Origin of the sequence: Massilia sp. CT11-137 (assembly GCF_047302885.1) — a bacterium.
Lineage (GTDB): Bacteria > Pseudomonadota > Gammaproteobacteria > Burkholderiales > Burkholderiaceae_D > Telluria > Telluria orientalis.
On record NZ_JBKYMP010000002.1, the window covers coordinates 801,126 to 818,297 of the forward strand.

Sequence of the window (17,172 nt, forward strand, 5' to 3'; positions counted from 1 at the left end):
AAACGCCATCCCGGCCCGTCCGGCGGTGGCGTTTTTTTCTATGGCGAATCGGCCGACGCGTCCGTTGCGGGAAGCCTATAATTCCGCTTCATCGACTTCCGAAAGCACCGTTCATGCTTTCCCCCGCCCTGTTCGAAGCCGTCTTCACTCATTCCCCGAGCGGGCATTACCTGCTGTCGCCCACGCCGGAGGCCACCATCCTCGCCGTCAACGACGCGTTTTTGAAAGCGTCGGGGCGCACGCGCGAGGAGCTGGTCGGCGTCAGCCTGTTCGAAGCCTTTCCGCGCAACCCCGACGACCCGGCCGACACCGGCGAAACGGTCTTGCGCCGTTCGCTCGCCCGCGTCGTGGCGACGGGCCAGCCGGACCGGCTGCCGGCCCAGCGCTACCCGATTCCCGTCGTCCTGCCGAACGGCGAGACGGGCTACGAGGAACGGTTCTGGACCGCTGTCAGCACGCCGGTCTTCGGCACGGACGGCGCCATCCTGTGCATCTCGCACACGACCAACGACGTGACCGAGCAGGTGCGTTCGGAAGCCGCACTCCGCGAGAGCGAAGCACGCTACCGGGCATTGACGAATGCGACGGCGGACGTCGTGTACCGCATGAGCCCCGACTGGAGCCAGCTGCGCCAGCTCGATGGCCGCGGGTTCCTGAAGGACACGGCCGACGCGAGCCGCTACTGGGTCGACGACTACATCCCGGCGGAAGACCAGGCGCGCGTTCACCAGGCGATCGCCGCGGCGACCCGCGCCAAGTCCACGTTCGAGCTGGAACACCGCGTGCGCCGCCTGAACGGCAGCGTGGGCTGGACGTATTCGCGCGCGGTGCCGATGCTCGACGCGCGCGGCGACATCGAGGAATGGATCGGCGCCGCCAGCGACATCACGGAACGCAAGCTGGCCGAGGAAAAGCTGAAGGAATCCGACCGCCGCAAGGACGAGTTCCTCGCGATGCTGGCGCACGAGCTCAGGAACCCGCTGGCGCCCATCGGCGCGGCCGCCGCGCTGCTGCAGCGCGCGCGGCTGGACGAAGGTCTCGTGCGCAAGACGAGCGAGATCATCGGCCGCCAGGTCGCCCACATGACGGAGCTGATCGACGACCTGCTGGACGTGTCGCGCGTCACCCGCGGGCAGGTCGAGCTGGACGAGGCAGCGCTGGACATGCGCGACATCGTGGCCGACGCGGTGGAGCAGGCGATGCCGCTCGTCCGTACCCGGCACCAGCAGCTGGACGTGGACGTCCCCGCGCAGTCCATGCCGGTGATGGGCGATGCGAAACGCCTCGTGCAGATCCTCGCCAACCTGCTCAACAACGCCGCCAAGTACACGCAGGAGGGCGGCCGGCTGCGGCTCGCGGCCAGGGTGCGGGGCAACGAGGTCGTGGTGGACGTCGTCGACAACGGCATCGGCATGGCACCGGAACTGGCGGCGCGCGCGTTCGACCTGTTCGCCCAGGCCGAGCGCACGTCGGACCGCGCCTCCGGTGGCCTGGGACTGGGCCTGGCGCTCGTGCGGAGCCTCGTCGAGCTGCACGGCGGCACCGTCTCGTGCGCGAGTGCGGGGCCGGGCCAGGGCAGCCGGTTCACCGTGACCCTGCCGCTCCTCGCGGCAGGCGCCGCGCCGGCCGCGCCGTGCGACGAGGCGCAGGCGGCGCAGGAACGCGGCCTGTCGATCATGGTCGTGGACGACAACGTCGACGCGGCCGAGACGCTCGGCCTGCTGCTGGAAGCGTCCGGACACCGCGTGAGCATCGAGCACGATCCGCTGCACGCGCTGGAGCGGTCGCGCACGGAGGCGCCGCAGGTATGCCTGCTCGACATCGGCCTGCCGGGCATGGATGGCTATGAACTGGCGCGGCAGCTGCGCGCGCAACCTTCCACCGCGCACGCGTTCCTCGTCGCCATCACCGGCTACGGCCAGGACAGCGACCGCCGGCTCGCCGCGGAGGCAGGTTTCGACAGGCACCTCGTCAAGCCGATCGATCTCGAGTCGCTGCGGGACGCGCTGGCCGGCGCGTCCCGCCCTACTTGAACAGGTCCTCGGCGCGGCGGTACAGGATCCACGACGTGGCCACGACCTTGTCGCCGCTCGTCGCGACGTGGCCCTTGTGCGTGTGGGTAAAGCCGGCCGGGGCGATGACCAGCCGGCCCTGGCGCGCCTCGACCTTGCGGCCCTGGTACAGGAATGCCGTCTCGCCGCCCTCCGCCACGTCGTTCAGGTAGAACTGGAACAGCAGCACGCGGTGCAGGGTTTCGCAGCTCGCGTTCTGCGGATAGATCTCGGAATGCCAGTGGTGGTAGCCGCCGCTGCCGCGCAGGTACTTCTGCAGGTTGATGGCGCCGAGACGGTACATCGCCTGGACCAGCGCATCGAGGTGCGGGCGGCCGCATTCGTCGAAGTTGTCCAGCGAGAGCGCCACCGGCTGGCCCGTGGCGGGATGCGCGACGGTCGGCGCGAGGGCGCCCAGCAGCAGGGCGCGGTAACGGTCCATGTACTCGACCAGGTGGCGCCGCACGGCCGTCGCCATCAGGTTGCACACGTCGTGCCATTCCTTGTGCTGGCTGATGGTGATGTCCCAGCTGTCCTTCTTTGCCACGTCCACGCCCATGCCCGTGCGGCCGCGCTGGTGCTTGTCGCTGGCCTCGAAGCGGTCGAGGATGTGGGCGCATTGCCCGGGCGTGAGGGCGCCGTCGTAGATGCCGATGAAATTGTCGCTCATGTGGTTTGCTCCGCAGGCACGTGGAGCGAGCGGGCCAGCAGGTGGCCGGCCAGCCAGCCGCCGATCAGCCCGCCGATGTGGGCCGCGTTGTCCGTGTGCGGATACAAAAAGCCTGCCGCCAGGTTGAACGCCAGGAACGGCAGCAGCGTGCCGCGCAGGTCGTTGACGACGGTGGGCGGGATGCCGCTGTTCTCGCGCCGCATGAACGCGAACAGGCCGCCGACGATGCCGAAGATGGCGCCGGACGCGCCCACGCTGTTCACGTGCGGATTCCACATCACGCTGGCGATGCCGCCGCACAGGCCGGCGACCAGGTACAGCGCGCTGAAGCGCAGGCTGCCGAACAGGCGCTCGACGAGCTGGCCCACCTGCCACAGCGCGATCATGTTGAATGCGAGGTGCAGCAGGCTGCCGTGCAGGAACAGCGACGTGAAGAGGCGCCACGGTTCGCCGTGCAGCGTCCTGTCGCCCAGGTTCGAGCCCCAGTTGACGAGTTGGGCCGAGCGCAGGACCGCATCGTAGTTCGAATTCCAGCCCCAGCCCAGCATCGATCCCATCACGCCGCCGGGCAGGCTGCTGCGCACGAGCCACATGAGGAAGTAGATGCCGATGTTCAGCGCCAGCAAGGTCCAGATCACGGGCGTCGACGGACTCCAGTAATCGATCCGGTCGTGGAATTCCTCGCGCTCGGCGTGGGCGATGGCGAAGTCCTCGGTGCGACGTTGCGGCAGCAGGGCCGCGAGCCGCACCGCCGCCGCCGCGTCCTTCATGGCAAAGCCGATGACGAGATTCTCGCGCACGCCCAGCACGTGGAACATCACGTTTTCGCCGTCCGTCTGGACGTTGACGATGTCGACCATGCGCAGCCGGTGTTCCGCACGCTTGGCCAGGCGGAACGATCTGTGGATCTTGCCGCGCACGAGCACGAAGTCGGGTTCGACGACGACCCGGCCCTTGCCCCGGAAGTGGAACGAATTCGCGTGGAAGCGGACGTCGAAGGCTGCCGTCATCCGCACTCCGTCAGGTGCGCTTGCGTTCGTGCTGCCACAGCACGTCGCTGCCGCCCGCGTGGCGGTTCAGCACGCGCGCCAGCACGAACATCAGGTCCGACAGGCGGTTCACGTACTGGCGCGGCTGCGCGTTGATCGTTTCGAGCTTCGACAGCGTCACGATGGCGCGCTCGGCGCGGCGGCACACGGTGCGGCACACGTGCGCGAGCGACGCGGCGCGCGAGCCGGCCGGCAGGATGAATTCCTTCAGGACCGGCAGGTCGGCGTTGTACTTTTCCAGCAGCGCGTCCAGGCGCGCCACCTGCTCGTCCTTGATCAGCTGGTAGCCCGGGATGCACAGCTCGCCGCCCAGGTCGAACAGGTCGTGCTGGATCGTGACGAGTTCCTCGCGCAGCTCGCCCGGCATTTCCTCGCACAGCAGCAGGCCGACGAAGGAATTCAGCTCGTCGACGTCGCCCAGCGCCGCGATGCGCGCGCTGTCTTTACCGGTGCGGCTGCCGTCGCCGAGGCCGGTGCTGCCATCGTCGCCCGTGCGGGTCGCGATCTTCGAAAGTCGATTGCCCATGCTGATATCCTGCCCACGAAAAAAGATAGCCGGAGCATACGCCAAATCCTTGGGATTGTGCTTACAATCGTTCCATGATTCCCTCGATTCCAGTCGACCCCGGGCGGAGGCGGCAGGTGGCCGCCGCACTGCGTGCCGTCCTGCCCGCACGCGCCGTCCTCGCCGATCCCGAGGACACCCGTCCTTACGAATGCGACGGCCTGGCCGCCTACCGCCAGCTGCCGATGGTCGTGACGCTCCCCGACGACGAGGCGCAGGTGCTCGCGATCCTGAAGGTATGCCGCGACCTGGGCGTGCCCATCGTTCCGCGCGGCGCGGGCACGGGCCTGTCCGGCGGTGCGCAGCCGCTGGCGGACGGCGTCGTGATCTCGACGGCGCGGCTCAACCGCATCCTGCGCGTGGAGCCGTATGCGCGCACGGCCGTCGTGCAGCCGGGCGTACGCAATCTCGCCATCTCGGAAGCGGCCGCGCCGTTCGACCTGTACTACGCGCCGGACCCGTCGTCGCAGATCGCCTGCACCATCGGCGGCAACGTGGCCGAGAACTCGGGCGGCGTGCACTGCCTCAAATACGGCCTCACCGTGCACAACGTGCTGCGCGTGCGCGTCTGTACGATCGAAGGCGACGTCATCGAGCTCGGTGGCGCATCCCTCGACGCGCCCGGCCTCGACCTGCTGGCCGTGTTCATCGGCTCGGAAGGCATGCTGGGCATCGTCACCGAAGTGACCGTGAAACTCGTGCCGAAGCCGGCGCAGGCGCAGGTGATCATGGCGTCGTTCGACGACGTGGCGACGGGCGGCAACGCGGTCGCCAGCGTGATCGCGGCCGGCATCATCCCGGCCGGCCTGGAGATGATGGACCGGACGTCCTCGCGCATGGTCGAGCCGTTCGTGAAGGCGGGCTACGACCTGGACGCGGCGGCCATCCTCCTGTGCGAGGCGGACGGCACGGCGCTCGAAGTGGCGGAAGAAATCGCGCGCATGACGGAGGTGCTGCGCGAGGCCGGCGCCAGCGCGATCACGGTGTCGCAGACCGAGTCCGAGCGCCTGCGCTTCTGGTCCGGCCGCAAGAACGCGTTCCCGGCCGCCGGCCGCATCTCGCCCGACTACTACTGCATGGACGGGACGATCCCGCGCAAGCAGCTCGCGCACGTGCTGGCGCGCATCGAGGAGATGGAGACGACGTTCGGCCTGCGCTGCGCGAACGTTTTTCATGCGGGCGACGGCAACATGCACCCGCTGATCCTGTTCGACGCCAACCAGCCGGGCGAGCTCGATCGCGCGGAAGCCTTCGGCGCCGCCATCCTCGCGCTGTGCGTGGAAGTGGGCGGCACCATCACGGGCGAACACGGCGTCGGCGTCGAGAAGATCGATTCGATGTGCGTGCAGTTCGGCGCCAGGGAGCTCGACGCATTCTTCACGGTGAAGCGCGCGTTCGATCCGGGCATGCTCCTCAATCCCAACAAGGCCATTCCAACACTCCACCGCTGCGCGGAACTGGGCCGCATGCGCGTCAGCGGCGGCGTGCTGCCGTTTTCCGATCTGCCGCGCTTCTGATCATGCAGAATCTCGTCGAACACTTTCAGGAACTGGTGCGCAACGGGCGCCCCTTGCGCATCCGCGGCGGCGGCACCAAGGACTGGTACGGGCAGCGGCTCGAAGGCGACGTCCTCGATACGCGCGACTACACCGGCATCGTCGACTACGAGCCGACGGAACTCGTGATCACGGCGCGCTGCGGCACGCCGCTGGCCGAGATCGAAGCGGCCCTTGCGGAGCGTGGGCAGATGCTGGCGTTCGAGCCGCCGCATTTCGGCGCGCAAGCCACATTGGGCGGCGCGATCGCGAGCGGTTTATCGGGACCGCGCCGCGCGAACAGCGGCGCCGTGCGCGACTTCGTCCTCGGCTGCAAGCTCCTGGACGGCAAGGGCGACGTGCTGTCGTTCGGCGGCCGGGTGATGAAGAACGTGGCCGGCTACGACGTGTCGCGCCTGCTGGCCGGGTCGCTCGGCACCCTGGGCCTGCTGCTGGAAGTGTCGATAAAAGTGCTGCCGCGCGCGCCGCGCGAAGCGACGCTCGTGTTCGAGGGCGTGAACGAGGTCGACGCGATCCGCAGCCTGAACGAATGGGCCGGCCAGCCGCTTCCGGTCTCCGCCAGCTGCTGGCACGACGGCATGCTGGCGCTGCGGCTGTCCGGCGCGAATGCCGCCGTCGACAATGCCATCCGCACGCTCGGCGGCGACGTGATGCCGGACTGCGCCCGCTTTTGGGCCAGCCTGCGCGAACAGCAGCACGCATTCTTTGAAGGGAACATGCCGCTGTGGCGCCTGTCCGTGCCGTCGACGGTCGGCGCCATCGTGCCGGGCAGCCCGCAACTGATCGAGTGGGGCGGGGCGCAGCGCTGGCTGCGCGCGCCGGGTGACGCGGCGACGGCGGAACGCATCCGTGCGGTCGTCGCGGCGTGCGGCGGCCACGCGACCTTGTTCCGCGGCGGCGACGGGCGTGCAGGCGTGTTCCAGCCGCTGGCGCCGGCCATCGCCCGCATCCACGAGCGCCTGAAAGCCGGGTTCGACCCGGCCGGCATCTTCAATCCCGGCCGGATGTATTGAGAGACCATGCAAACGAATCTCGCCGATTTCATCAAGGACACGCCCGAGGGCATCGAGGCCGATGCGATCCTGCGCGCCTGCGTGCACTGCGGCTTCTGCACCGCCACGTGTCCGACCTATCAGCTGCTGGGCGACGAGCTGGATGGCCCGCGCGGCCGCATCTACCTGATCAAGCAGGTGCTGGAGGGCGAGACGCCCACGCGCAAGACGCAGTTGCACCTCGACCGCTGCCTCACGTGCCGCAATTGCGAGACCACGTGCCCGTCCGGCGTGAAGTACGGGCGCCTCGTCGACATCGGCCGCAAGGTGGTCGAGGAACGCGTGGCGCGTCCGTTGGCGGACAGGGTGAAACGCGCGACGCTGAAGGAATTCCTGCCGCGTACCGGTCTGTTCAAGCCCGCGTTCAGGGCGGGGCAGATGGTGCGCCCGCTGCTGCCGTCCGCGTTGCAGGACAAGCTGCAGCCGGCGCGCGCGCCCGGCCGCTGGCCCGTGCGCGACCACGCGCGCAGGATGCTCGTGCTGGCGGGCTGCGTGCAGCCGGCGATGGCGCCGAACGTGAATGCCGCGACGGCGCGCGTGCTCGACGCGCTCGGCATCCAGCTCGTCGAAGCGCCGCGAGCCGGCTGCTGCGGCGCCGTGCGCTTCCACCTGAACGACCAGGACGGGGGACTGGCCGACATGCGCCGCAACGTCGACGCTTGGTGGCCGTACGTGGAGCAGGGCGGGGTCGAGGCCATCGTGATGACGGCATCCGGCTGCGGCGTGACGGTCAAGGACTACGGCCACCTGCTCGCGCACGATGCGGCGTATGCGGCAAAGGCGGCGCGCATCTCGGCGCTGACGAAGGACCTGTCCGAGATCATGTGCGACTTCGAGGGCGAGATCGCGCGGCTTCTTTCGGGCCGCATCCATGAGCGCGTCGCGTTCCACCCGCCGTGCACCCTGCAGCACGGCCAGCAGATCCGCGGCAAGGTCGAGGGCGTGCTGCGCGCGGCCGGCGTCGATGTCGTGCCGTGCGCGGAAAGCCATCTGTGCTGCGGCTCGGCCGGCACGTATTCCGTGCTGCATCCCGAGCTTGCGCACGCCCTGCGCGACCGCAAGCTCGCCAACCTGGAAGCGACGGGCGCGCGGGAATACGTCTCGGCCAACGTCGGCTGCATCGCGCACCTGCAGTCCGGGACGGCGACGCCGGTGACGCACTGGATCGAGCTCGTGGACCGGGCGCTGTCGGGCCGGTGATTCGTCCTATAATGGTCTTGCCGTTGCGTTCATCCAGAGCGCATTCTTTCAGGACGTATCCGCATGGCCGAACCGCTTCCATCCTGCCGCACTTCACGCAAACCCGCGTACCGCGTCTCCACCGGGGTACCCGGGCTGGACGACATCCTCGGCGGCGGCCTGACCGGGGAGCGGGTGTACCTCGTCGAAGGCACTCCCGGCACGGGCAAGACGACCCTGGGCATGCAGTTCCTGCTCGACGGCGTTGCCAAGGGGGAAGCCGGGCTATACATCACCCTGTCGGAAACGGCGGATGAGCTCGATGCCGTCGCGGAAAGCCATGGCTGGTCGCTGGACCAGCTGGCGATCTTCGAACTGGCCAGCGACGGGGCGCTCGATCCGGAGGCGCAGCAGTCGATCCTGCACCCGGCCGAGATCGAGCTGGGCGAAACGGCGCGGGGCGTGATGGAAGAAGTCGACCGCATCAATCCGGTGCGCGTCGTGTTCGACAGCCTGTCGGAAATGCGCCTGCTGGCGCAGAATCCACTGCGTTACCGGCGCCAGATCCTTGCACTCAAACAATTTTTTGCGTCGCGCGCGTGCACTGTGCTGATGCTGGACGACAAGACCAACCAGTCGGACCAGCACCTGCACAGCATCGCACATGGCGTCATCAGCCTGGAACAGATCGCGAAGGAGTTCGGCAAGGAACGCCGCCGCGTCAATATCATGAAGATGCGGGGCATCAAGTTCCGCGGCGGTTACCACGACTACATCCTCGACACGGGCGGCCTCCGGATCTTCCCCCGGCTCGTCGCGGCGGAACACTTCACGAAGTTCACGCCGGTGACGCGCTCCACGGGATCCGATGGACTCGACATGCTGCTGGGCGGCGGCCTTGTTGCCGGGACCAATACGCTGTTCGTCGGGCCGTCGGGCGTCGGCAAGACGACCGTCGTGGTCCGCTGCATGCTGGCGGCGCTGGAGCGGGGCGAGAAGGCCTCGTACTACCTGTTCGACGAAGGCATGGGGACGTTCTTCACGCGCGCGGCCACCCTCGGTCTGGACCTGGCGCCGCACCTGGAGTCCGGGCTGCTGACGGTGCGCCATGTCGATCCGGCCGAGCTGGCGCCGGGCCAGTTCGCCCAGATGCTGCGCGACGCGGTCGAAATCGACGGTGCCGCCTTCATCGCCATCGACAGCCTCAACGCCTACCTGCAGGCGATGCCCGGCGAGCAATTCCTGCTGCTGCAGATGCACGAGCTGCTCGCCTACCTGAACCAGCAGGGCGTAACGACGGCGCTGATCCTCGCCGAGCATGGCGTCGTCGGCGAGGGCGCCCGCGACGTCGACCTCAGCTACCTGAGCGATGCGGCGATCCTGCTGCGTTACTTCGAATCCGGCGGCAAGCTGCGCCGCGCGATCACCGTGTCCAAGAGCCGGACAGCGCACCATGCGCTGACCATCCACGAGCTCCAGCTCGGTCCTGACGGCGTCGACGTGGGTGCCGCGCTCGAAGGCTTCGAAGGCGTGTTGACGGGCTTGCCCACCTACCGCGGCTCGACGCCCATGATGGCCGCATCCGACGCCAATGCCTGATCATCGCGAACAGCGCGTCCTGGTCCTCGCCCCGCACGGGCGCGACGCCGACGTGATCGCCGGCGTCGTCGAGCGCGACGGCGTCGGGTGCGAAGTCATTCCCGGTGCCGATGCGCTGGTCGACGCGATCGGGCAGGGCGCGGCGGCGGCCATCGTGGCGGAAGAGGCGCTGTCGGCGCGCACCCTGGCGCGCATCGCCGGGTGGCTCGCGCAACAGGAACCGTGGTCGGATTTTCCATTCGTCGTCCTGCTGGCCAAACGGTACGGCGCCGCGCCGGCGCAACTGAAGGCGACCTTCGCCGCCCTCGGCAACGTCCTCCTGCTCGAACGGCCGTTGAGCGCGGACACGCTGGCCACGGCGGCAGGGGCCGCGCTGCGCGCGCGCCGGCGCCAGTACGAGGCGCGCGAGGTGCTGGCGCAGCTCGAGTCGCTGAACGCGAACCTCGAGGCGCGCGTCGAGGAGCGCACGCGGGCGCTGGCGCAGGCCAACGACCGGCTCACGGCCGAAATCATGGAGCGCGAACGCGCGCAGCAGGCGATGGCGCAGGCGCAGAAACTCGAATTCCTCGGGCGCTTCACCGGCGGCGTCGCGCACGACTTCAACAACCTGCTGAACGTCATCCAGGGGAACATGGAGCTCATCGGCATGTTCTCGCGCGAAGAATCGACGCTGGCCCGCGCGAAGACGGCGCAGGCGGCGTGCCGGCGCGGCGCCAAGCTCACGGGCCAGCTGCTGACGTTCGCGCGCGACCAGTCGCTGGACCTGCGCCCGCTGCTGGTGCGGACACTGTTCGAGAGCGTCGAGGAGCTCGCGCGTCCGGTGCTGGGGGCGGGTGTCGAGCTCGTGCTGTCGGTCGACGACGACGTGGACAGCGTGCTGGCCGACGCGAGCCAGATGGAAATGGCCCTGCTCAACCTGATGATCAACGCGCGCGACGCCATGAGCGGACGGGGACGTATCCGCCTGCAGGCGTCGTGCGCGCAACCGCCCGCCGGGACGCTGGCGACGGGCGACTACGTCCGCGTCGCGGTGTCCGACAACGGCCCTGGCATGTCGCCGGAAGTGGCGGCGAAAGTCTTCGAGCCGTTTTTCACGACCAAGGCCGTGGGCAAGGGCACGGGCCTGGGCCTCAGCCAGGTGTATGGCATGGCCCAGCAATCGGGCGGCGCGGCGTTCGTGCACAGCGTCCCGGGCGAGGGCGCGACGATCGAGATCTGGATGCCCGCCGCGCATGACGCCACGGCGTCGGAACGGCCCGCCGCGGTCGACCGCCGCAAGCTGGCCGGCCTGCGCGTGCTCGTCGTCGAGGACGACGAATCCGTGCGCGCGGGGATCGTCGATGCCCTGCTGGCCCTCGGCTGCAACGTGTCGCAGGCGGGCGACGGCGGGGAAGGGTTGGCGGCACTGGAGGGAGACCGGCCCGGCCTGCTGCTGACGGACTACCTGATGCCAGACATGACGGGCGTCGACCTGGCGGTGCGCGCCCGCGCGCTGTTCCCGAGCCTGCCCGTGCTGGTGGCGACGGGGTACGCGGACATGGGCGCGATCGAACACGCGATCGGCAGCGATGCCGTGCTGCGCAAGCCGTTCCAGCTCGCCGAGCTGGGCGCGGCCGTCGCCCGCGTGGCCAACCTTGGCTAGGGTCTGTCTGACTGAGTGAACGAAATTTTGTTTGGTTGGTCAGATGGCGATGAGCCGAACTGATCTAACTGAACAGCAATGGCGGCAGCTGGAGCCACATTTGCCGCCCAATCCACGTCACGGTCATGCGTATGTCGGGCATCGACATGTGATCAACGGGATCTTGTGGCGATTGCGAACTGGCGCGCCCTGGCGCGACATTCCGCCTCGCTACGGTCCCTGGCAGACCTGCTACGACAGGTTTGTGCGCTGGTCGCGCAACGGTACATGGCACCGCCTTCTCAAGATCATGCAAGCGGCAGCGGATGCGTCTGGCCGCATCGACTGGGATGGCGCTGCGCTTGACGCGACCCATGTGAAGGCGCAACGAAGTGCGGCCGGCGCCCGGAAGACGCTTCCTTCGTCAGAAAAAAGGGGGATGTAACTGACGAGTGGCTGGGACATTCGCGTGGTGGCCTCACCAGCAAAATCCATCTCTGCGTAGACGGGCATGGCTTGCCTTTATCTTTCGTAGTCACAGCCGGGCAATGCAGCGACGCGGCGAACATCGGCACCGTCCTTGATGCCATCTCCGTGCCCCGATCGGGACGAGGGCGTCCGCGCAAACGCCCGACGTGCCTACGTGTCGACCGGGCATATGGCGCGCGTCATTATCGGCGAGAGATCCAGCAGCGGGGAATTCGCTGCGTCTGCCCGGAACGACTCGATGCACAGAAAAACCGGCTGCGCAAAGGGCGTCGGGGCGGATCGCCACCGCGCTTCGACGCTGAAGCGTACAAGGGGCGTAACGTCGTCGAGCGCGCCATCAACCGATTAAAAGACTTCCGCGCCGTCGCAACGCGATACGATAAACGCGGCCATAACTTCTTCACCGCCGTGCTTGTGGCGACAATTGTTTTATGGCTGCTCTGAGGTCAGTCAGACACGCCCTAGCGCAATCGGTGGTATAGTCCATCGACCACGCAGTTCATCTCCGATGCCTCTCGGTCGGCGCAAGACTTTCATAGCCCGACCCGACCAGGAGCCACCGATGATTCCCCAATCCCATGCCGTCCATCTCGGCCAGTTGGTGCGCGACCACCAGGCGGCGTTGTGCGCCGCGTGGCTGGAACGCGCCGGCGCGCCGTCCGTCCCTGCGCACTGCGAGCGCTTCCTGCAGGCCTTCGCCGAGGCGGTCGACGATCCGCAGGCCGGCAACATCGAAGGCCGCGCCTGGCGCGCCATGCGCGACACGCTCGACGACATCACGACGGCCCGGGCCGGGCGCGGCTCGACGGCGGCCGCGGCCGTGGCCTTCGTGTTCGCGGTCAAGCAGCCGCTGGCCGACCTGCTGCGGACGCACCACGCTGCCGCGCCCGCGGCGCTGCGGGCCGTCGACACGTGGGTGGACCAGATGGGCATGTATGCGCTCGACGCCTTCCAGCGCAGCCGCGAGCAGATCATCGCGCGCCAGCAACGGGAATTGCTGGAGCTGTCGACGCCGGTCATCAGCCTGTGGGAGGGCGTGCTGGCCTTGCCCCTGATCGGCACGCTCGACAGCGTCCGCGCGCAAGTCGTGATGGAAAGCCTGCTCGACCGGATCGCCGCGACCCATGTCCATACGGCCATCATCGACATCACGGGCGTCCCCACCGTGGACACGATGGTTGCGCAACACCTGATGAAGACCATCGCGGCGGCCCGCCTGATGGGCGCCGACTGCATCCTCAGCGGCATCCGGCCGCAGATCGCCCAGACCATCGTGCATCTCGGCGTGAACCTCGCCGGCGTCGTCACGAAAGCGACGCTGGCCGACGCGTTTCTGCACGCGACCGGGACGGCGGCCAACTGAAAAAGGCGGGCCGTGGTAGCATCGGCGCCCTGTTTCAGTGATCGATGGAGGACCCGGTGAGTTTCGTGTTTCGGCTGATATCCCAGGACGAGGATGCGGCGCCGTCCGTCGCCTTCCAGGACAGCATCAGTCCCGGCTACGTCCCGCTGTGGGAAGAGGTCGGCGTGTACGACGCCTTGTACAACAGCGACGGCCGCGAGGCCCGCGACATCTCGCGCGCGATCGCGTACGGCGTCGACCGCATCGCCGGCGACGAATCGCTGGGCCGCATGCTGCCGTCCTCGTGCCGCCAGGAGGAAGCGCTGCGTTTCCTGGAAAACGTGCACCGGGGCTGCACGATCCACGTGTCGGCGCGTGTCGAGACGCGCTGATTCCATGTCCCGCACCACCGTTACCCTGAGCGGCGAACAGGTCGGCCGCGCACGCATCGACGCCCTGCTGGCGGAAGACACGCTGCTCGTGCTCGAAGACTGCGACCTCGCCGGCGCGGACCTGTCGCGCCTGAACCTGCAGGATTGCGCATTCATCCGCTGTGCCGTATCCGAGACGTCGTTCTATGCCGCGAACCTGGCGCGCACGCGCTGGCAGCGCTGCCGCGGCGGCCATGCGGATTTCGAATCGGCCGACCTGGTCGATGCGAAGTTCGACGGCTGCGACTTGAACAACGCCGGATGGCGCCGCACGAAGCTGGCATCCGTGGCGTTCCGCGGCTGCAAGCTGACGGGCGCGCGCTTCGAGGAGGTGAGCCAGCTGGGTCTCTCGTTCGAAGACTGCCTGCTGGTCGGCGCCGACCTGCGCCGGATGTCGTTCCGCAAGGCGGTGCTGCGCGGGCTGGATTTCGCCGATGCCGATCTGTCGGGCTGCGACTTCCGCGAGGCCGTGTTCGAAGAAGGCTGCAGCCTGCGCGAGGCCCACATCAAGGACACGCGCTTCGATGCGGCCGATCTGCGCGAGGCGGATCTGGGCGGCCTGAAGCTGTCGAATGCCAAGCAGTTCGCGGGCGCGACGATCTCCACGCGGCAGGCGGCGGAGCTGGTGCGGGGGCTGGGATTACACGTGGGCTGAACTGACCGGGCTACGCGCGTCAGGCGGGACGCGCAACCTGGCCATGAAAACGGCGGCCGTCCAGTGCGCAAATCCAGTCGAGCCGCACCGTCGGCCCGCCACGCAGCCGCAGATATTCGGCGCCGGTGTCGGCGTAGACATCCTCGATCACGCCTGCCAGCTTCTCGAACGTGCCATCGGGACGTTCCACGTCCAGCGTGCACGGGCGGCGCAAGGTGGCCAGCGCCAGCAGTTCGTCATGGCGCTCGCAGTCGATCGGGATGTAGGGCTGGTCCATGTCTTACTCCAGTGCCGTGCCGCCGAGGATCCTCGACGAGATACGGGGTTCATTGGCCACGATGGCGTCCAGCAGGCTGAAGAGATCCGGAATCACCCCGTCTTCCAGCAGCTCCTTGCGCGTGAGTACCTTACCCAGGGATGCGCTGCCACCCCAAGGGGCCTGTTCGGGGTCCAGCACCGTATAGATCAGCTGTTCCCCATCGCCGCGGCCGGACACTACTGCAAGGCCGGCGACGTTTCCACCGTGCTCGTCCAGCGCGCAGATGCCGATCGTGAAGCGGGATTCGTGTCCCTCGGCCCAGCGGTAGCCATAGTGCGCCAGTTCACGGCTGTCGGATTCCAGGACGCCTTCGCCCTCGTAGACAGGTCGTCCACAGCACGGACACGCACTCTCCTGTTCAGCGGTGATTGCCGTCGTCGACACCGATACGTCGTCCATGGGTGTTCCATCCAGTCCATTGCCAACGCTCAGTGTACCAGCGTACCAAACCGCAGAGCTGTGTAGTAATATTACATTTCAATTCTCGAGCCGGCCTGACGTACCGCCCAGTTGACAGGAGTGTAAAGATGCGTGTCCATTCCCTCGTGCTTGCCGCGATGTTTCTAAGCTACATGGCGGCCCCGACCACCAGGGCGCAAACCGTCGTGGCCACGGCCAGCTCGCCGGGCGGCGTGCTGACCGTCGACGTCCAGCTCGACGACATGGGCAAGCTGGCCTACGACATCAAGCGCAAGGGCAAGGAGATCATCGCCCCGTCGCATCTCGGCTTCAACCTCGCCAATGCGCCCAAGATGGACGACGGTTTCACGGTGAAGGACAAGCACGTCAGCGAGCATGACGACACATGGGAACAGCCGTGGGGCGAGCGCCGCTACGTGCGCAACCATTACCGCGAGCTGCGCGTCGACGTCGAGCAGACGAACCGCTCGAACCGCCGGCTCGCCATCGTCTTCCGCATCTACGACGACGGCATCGGTTTCCGCTACGAATTCCCCGACCAGCCGCAGCTGCGCGACGTCGCCATCACGGACGAGCTGACGGAATTCGTCGTCGCCCGGCCCGCGACGGCGTGGTGGATCCCGGCCGGTGAGTTGTCGGGCCTGGAGCAGATCGTCGAGAAGGCGCCCCTGGCCGAGATCGGCACGGCCAACACGCCGCTGACGCTGCGCCTGGACGACGGCACGCACATCGCCCTCCACGAAGCGGCGCTGGTCGACTACGCGACGATGTGGGTGCGCAAGGTCGCGGGCCAGAAGCTGCGCGCGCAGCTGGCGCCGTCCACGACCGGGGCGGCCGTCGTGCGCCATGGCGCGTTCACGACGCCGTGGCGCACCCTGCGCATCGCGGACGATGCGCCCGGCCTGTACATGTCGGACCTCGAGCTGAACCTGAACGAGCCGAACAAGCTGGGCGACGTGTCGTGGGTCCACCCGTCGAAATTCGTCGGCGTGTGGTGGGAAATGCACCTGAACAAAGGAACGTGGAACGCGGGGCCGAAGCATGCCGCGAACACGGCCAACGTCAAGCGCTACATCGACTTCGCGGCCGCCAACGGCTTTCGCGGCGTGCTGGTGGAGGGCTGGAACCGCGGCTGGGAAAGCGACTGGGGCCACGGCGGCGCGGACTTCAGTTTTACGCAGCCTTACCCCGACTTCGACCTGCCCGCGCTCGCCGCGTACGCGAAGCAGAAGGGCGTGCGCCTGATCGGCCACCACGAGACGGGCGGCAACGTCGCGGCCTACGAAAAGCAGATGGATGCGGCCTATAAACTGTATGCGAAGCTGGGCGTGGACAGCGTCAAGTCGGGCTATGTGCACGAAGCGGGCACGATGCAGTTCCCCGGCCCGGACGGCAAGGTCCACTACGGGAACTACGATTCGCAGGAAGGCGTGCGGCATTTCGTGAAGGCCGTGACGGAGGCGGCGCGCTACCGCATCGCCATCGACACGCACGAACCCGTGAAGGACACGGGCCTGCGCCGCACGTACCCGAACTGGCTCGCGCGCGAGGGCGCACGGGGCGTCGAGTACAACGCGTGGGGCGAGCCGCCGAACGCCGCCGACCATGAAGCGAAGCTCGTGTTCACGCGCATGCTGAGTGGCCCGATGGATTACACGCCCGGCGTGCCCAGCCTCGTCGGCGCGGGCGGCAAGACGTTCAATTCGACGCAGGCCAAGCAGCTCGCCAACTACGTCGTCATCTATTCGCCGCTCGCGATGGCGGCCGACCTGCCGGAGAACTACGCGAAGTATCCGGCCGCCTTCAAGTTCATCCGCGACGTGCCGACCGACTGGGCCGACACGCGCGTGCTGAACGGCGCCGTCGGCGAGTACGCGACCATCGCGCGCAAGGACCGCCGTTCGGACGCCTGGTACGTGGGCGCCGTCACGGACGGCACGGCGCGCACGGTGGCCGTGCCGCTGGCTTTCCTCGCCCCGGGCAGGCAGTACGTGGCCGAGATCTACCGCGACGGCGAGCAGGCCGATTACCGCAACGAGCACCGGTTCGATCTCGTGACGGAGACGAGGACCGTGGCGGCGAAGGACGTACTCGACGTGCGGCTGGCGCCGGGCGGCGGGCTGGCGGTGCGGATCGTGCCGAAACAGTGATTTTTCGATAGGCTGCGAGGGCGC

At 68.0% G+C, this 17,172-nt stretch carries 16 protein-coding genes; 11 read left to right on the forward strand and 5 right to left on the reverse strand.

Going from position 1 to position 17,172, the window contains the following annotated elements:
- Window positions 1-113: 113 nt before the first annotated feature.
- Window positions 114-2,033 (forward strand): ATP-binding protein, encoded by a 1,920-nt coding sequence (locus ACEN98_RS20305; RefSeq protein WP_413386761.1) that lies wholly within the window; start codon window positions 114-116, stop codon window positions 2,031-2,033.
- Here the strand turns inward: ACEN98_RS20305 and ACEN98_RS20310 are convergent.
- From ACEN98_RS20310 to ACEN98_RS20320, 3 genes are read right to left on the reverse strand one after another with little or no spacing between them, the layout of a single operon-like run.
- Window positions 2,026-2,721, reverse strand: a complete 696-nt coding sequence (locus ACEN98_RS20310) for a 2OG-Fe(II) oxygenase (protein WP_413386763.1) — start codon at window positions 2,719-2,721, stop codon at window positions 2,026-2,028. The genes ACEN98_RS20305 and ACEN98_RS20310 overlap by 8 nt on opposite strands.
- Window positions 2,718-3,731: a rhomboid family intramembrane serine protease gene (locus ACEN98_RS20315; protein WP_413386765.1), complete on the reverse strand. Its 1,014-nt coding sequence runs from the start codon at window positions 3,729-3,731 to the stop codon at window positions 2,718-2,720. Before ACEN98_RS20315 ends, ACEN98_RS20310 begins: the two co-directional genes overlap by 4 nt.
- Before the next feature lie 10 nt (window positions 3,732-3,741).
- Complete coding sequence (locus ACEN98_RS20320; protein ID WP_413339609.1) at window positions 3,742-4,296, reverse strand: cob(I)yrinic acid a,c-diamide adenosyltransferase; 555 nt, start codon at window positions 4,294-4,296, stop codon at window positions 3,742-3,744.
- A gap of 74 nt (window positions 4,297-4,370) precedes the next feature.
- Here ACEN98_RS20320 and ACEN98_RS20325 point away from each other — a divergent pair, with 74 nt between their 5' ends.
- From ACEN98_RS20325 to ACEN98_RS20365, 9 genes are all read left to right on the forward strand, one after another.
- Complete coding sequence (locus ACEN98_RS20325; protein WP_413386767.1) at window positions 4,371-5,852, forward strand: FAD-linked oxidase C-terminal domain-containing protein; 1,482 nt, start codon at window positions 4,371-4,373, stop codon at window positions 5,850-5,852.
- A gap of 2 nt (window positions 5,853-5,854) precedes the next feature.
- A complete protein-coding gene (glcE, locus tag ACEN98_RS20330; protein ID WP_413386769.1) occupies window positions 5,855-6,904 on the forward strand; it encodes a glycolate oxidase subunit GlcE in 1,050 nt (349 codons plus the stop codon).
- Window positions 6,905-6,910: 6 nt separating this feature from the next.
- Entirely contained in the window at window positions 6,911-8,143 is a 1,233-nt protein-coding gene (gene glcF, locus ACEN98_RS20335; protein ID WP_413386771.1) for a glycolate oxidase subunit GlcF, read from the forward strand.
- Between the two features lie 63 nt (window positions 8,144-8,206).
- On the forward strand, window positions 8,207-9,721 hold the full coding sequence (locus tag ACEN98_RS20340; RefSeq protein ID WP_413386773.1) for an ATPase domain-containing protein: 1,515 nt from the start codon (window positions 8,207-8,209) through the stop codon (window positions 9,719-9,721).
- Entirely contained in the window at window positions 9,714-11,363 is a 1,650-nt protein-coding gene (locus tag ACEN98_RS20345) for an ATP-binding protein (RefSeq protein ID WP_413386775.1), read from the forward strand. The genes ACEN98_RS20340 and ACEN98_RS20345 overlap by 8 nt, the downstream gene beginning before the upstream one ends.
- A gap of 49 nt (window positions 11,364-11,412) precedes the next feature.
- Window positions 11,413-12,275, forward strand: a protein-coding gene (locus ACEN98_RS20350) for an IS5 family transposase (RefSeq protein ID WP_413381855.1) whose coding sequence is annotated in 2 segments (ribosomal slippage) — window positions 11,413-11,755 and window positions 11,755-12,275 — 864 coding nt in all. Because the reading frame shifts where the segments join, the coding sequence is not laid out codon by codon here.
- 118 nt (window positions 12,276-12,393) lie between these two features.
- Window positions 12,394-13,194 (forward strand): STAS domain-containing protein, encoded by an 801-nt coding sequence (locus ACEN98_RS20355; RefSeq protein ID WP_413386777.1) that lies wholly within the window; start codon window positions 12,394-12,396, stop codon window positions 13,192-13,194.
- 56 nt (window positions 13,195-13,250) lie between these two features.
- Complete coding sequence (locus ACEN98_RS20360; protein ID WP_413337102.1) at window positions 13,251-13,565, forward strand: hypothetical protein; 315 nt, start codon at window positions 13,251-13,253, stop codon at window positions 13,563-13,565.
- A 4-nt stretch (window positions 13,566-13,569) separates the two neighbouring features.
- Complete coding sequence (locus tag ACEN98_RS20365) at window positions 13,570-14,259, forward strand: pentapeptide repeat-containing protein (RefSeq protein WP_413386779.1); 690 nt, start codon at window positions 13,570-13,572, stop codon at window positions 14,257-14,259.
- Window positions 14,260-14,278: 19 nt separating this feature from the next.
- On the opposite strand, the gene ACEN98_RS20370 is transcribed toward ACEN98_RS20365, so the two are convergent.
- Window positions 14,279-14,536, reverse strand: a complete 258-nt coding sequence (locus ACEN98_RS20370) for a hypothetical protein (RefSeq protein WP_413386781.1) — start codon at window positions 14,534-14,536, stop codon at window positions 14,279-14,281.
- Window positions 14,537-14,539: 3 nt separating this feature from the next.
- Window positions 14,540-14,977 carry a hypothetical protein gene (locus tag ACEN98_RS20375; protein ID WP_413386783.1) on the reverse strand — a complete coding sequence of 146 codons (438 nt, stop codon included), beginning with the start codon at window positions 14,975-14,977 and terminating at the stop codon, window positions 14,540-14,542.
- Between the two features lie 128 nt (window positions 14,978-15,105).
- On the opposite strand from ACEN98_RS20375, the gene ACEN98_RS20380 reads away from it, so the two are divergent.
- Window positions 15,106-17,148: a glycoside hydrolase family 97 protein gene (locus tag ACEN98_RS20380; RefSeq protein ID WP_413386785.1), complete on the forward strand. Its 2,043-nt coding sequence runs from the start codon at window positions 15,106-15,108 to the stop codon at window positions 17,146-17,148.
- Window positions 17,149-17,172: the final 24 nt, after the last annotated feature.

Bases quoted from the DNA above. Each gene is read 5' to 3' on its own strand.
- ACEN98_RS20305 (WP_413386761.1), top strand. From the start codon at position 114: ATGCTTTCCCCCGCCCTGTTCGAAGCCGTCTTCACTCATTCCCCGAGC.
- ACEN98_RS20310 (WP_413386763.1), bottom strand. From the start codon at position 2,721: ATGAGCGACAATTTCATCGGCATCTACGACGGCGCCCTCACGCCCGGG.
- ACEN98_RS20315 (WP_413386765.1), bottom strand. From the start codon at position 3,731: ATGACGGCAGCCTTCGACGTCCGCTTCCACGCGAATTCGTTCCACTTC.
- ACEN98_RS20320 (WP_413339609.1), bottom strand. From the start codon at position 4,296: ATGGGCAATCGACTTTCGAAGATCGCGACCCGCACGGGCGACGATGGC.
- ACEN98_RS20325 (WP_413386767.1), top strand. From the start codon at position 4,371: ATGATTCCCTCGATTCCAGTCGACCCCGGGCGGAGGCGGCAGGTGGCC.
- glcE (WP_413386769.1), top strand. From the start codon at position 5,855: ATGCAGAATCTCGTCGAACACTTTCAGGAACTGGTGCGCAACGGGCGC.
- glcF (WP_413386771.1), top strand. From the start codon at position 6,911: ATGCAAACGAATCTCGCCGATTTCATCAAGGACACGCCCGAGGGCATC.
- ACEN98_RS20340 (WP_413386773.1), top strand. From the start codon at position 8,207: ATGGCCGAACCGCTTCCATCCTGCCGCACTTCACGCAAACCCGCGTAC.
- ACEN98_RS20345 (WP_413386775.1), top strand. From the start codon at position 9,714: ATGCCTGATCATCGCGAACAGCGCGTCCTGGTCCTCGCCCCGCACGGG.
- ACEN98_RS20355 (WP_413386777.1), top strand. From the start codon at position 12,394: ATGATTCCCCAATCCCATGCCGTCCATCTCGGCCAGTTGGTGCGCGAC.
- ACEN98_RS20365 (WP_413386779.1), top strand. From the start codon at position 13,570: ATGTCCCGCACCACCGTTACCCTGAGCGGCGAACAGGTCGGCCGCGCA.
- ACEN98_RS20370 (WP_413386781.1), bottom strand. From the start codon at position 14,536: ATGGACCAGCCCTACATCCCGATCGACTGCGAGCGCCATGACGAACTG.
- ACEN98_RS20375 (WP_413386783.1), bottom strand. From the start codon at position 14,977: ATGGACGACGTATCGGTGTCGACGACGGCAATCACCGCTGAACAGGAG.
- ACEN98_RS20380 (WP_413386785.1), top strand. From the start codon at position 15,106: ATGCGTGTCCATTCCCTCGTGCTTGCCGCGATGTTTCTAAGCTACATG.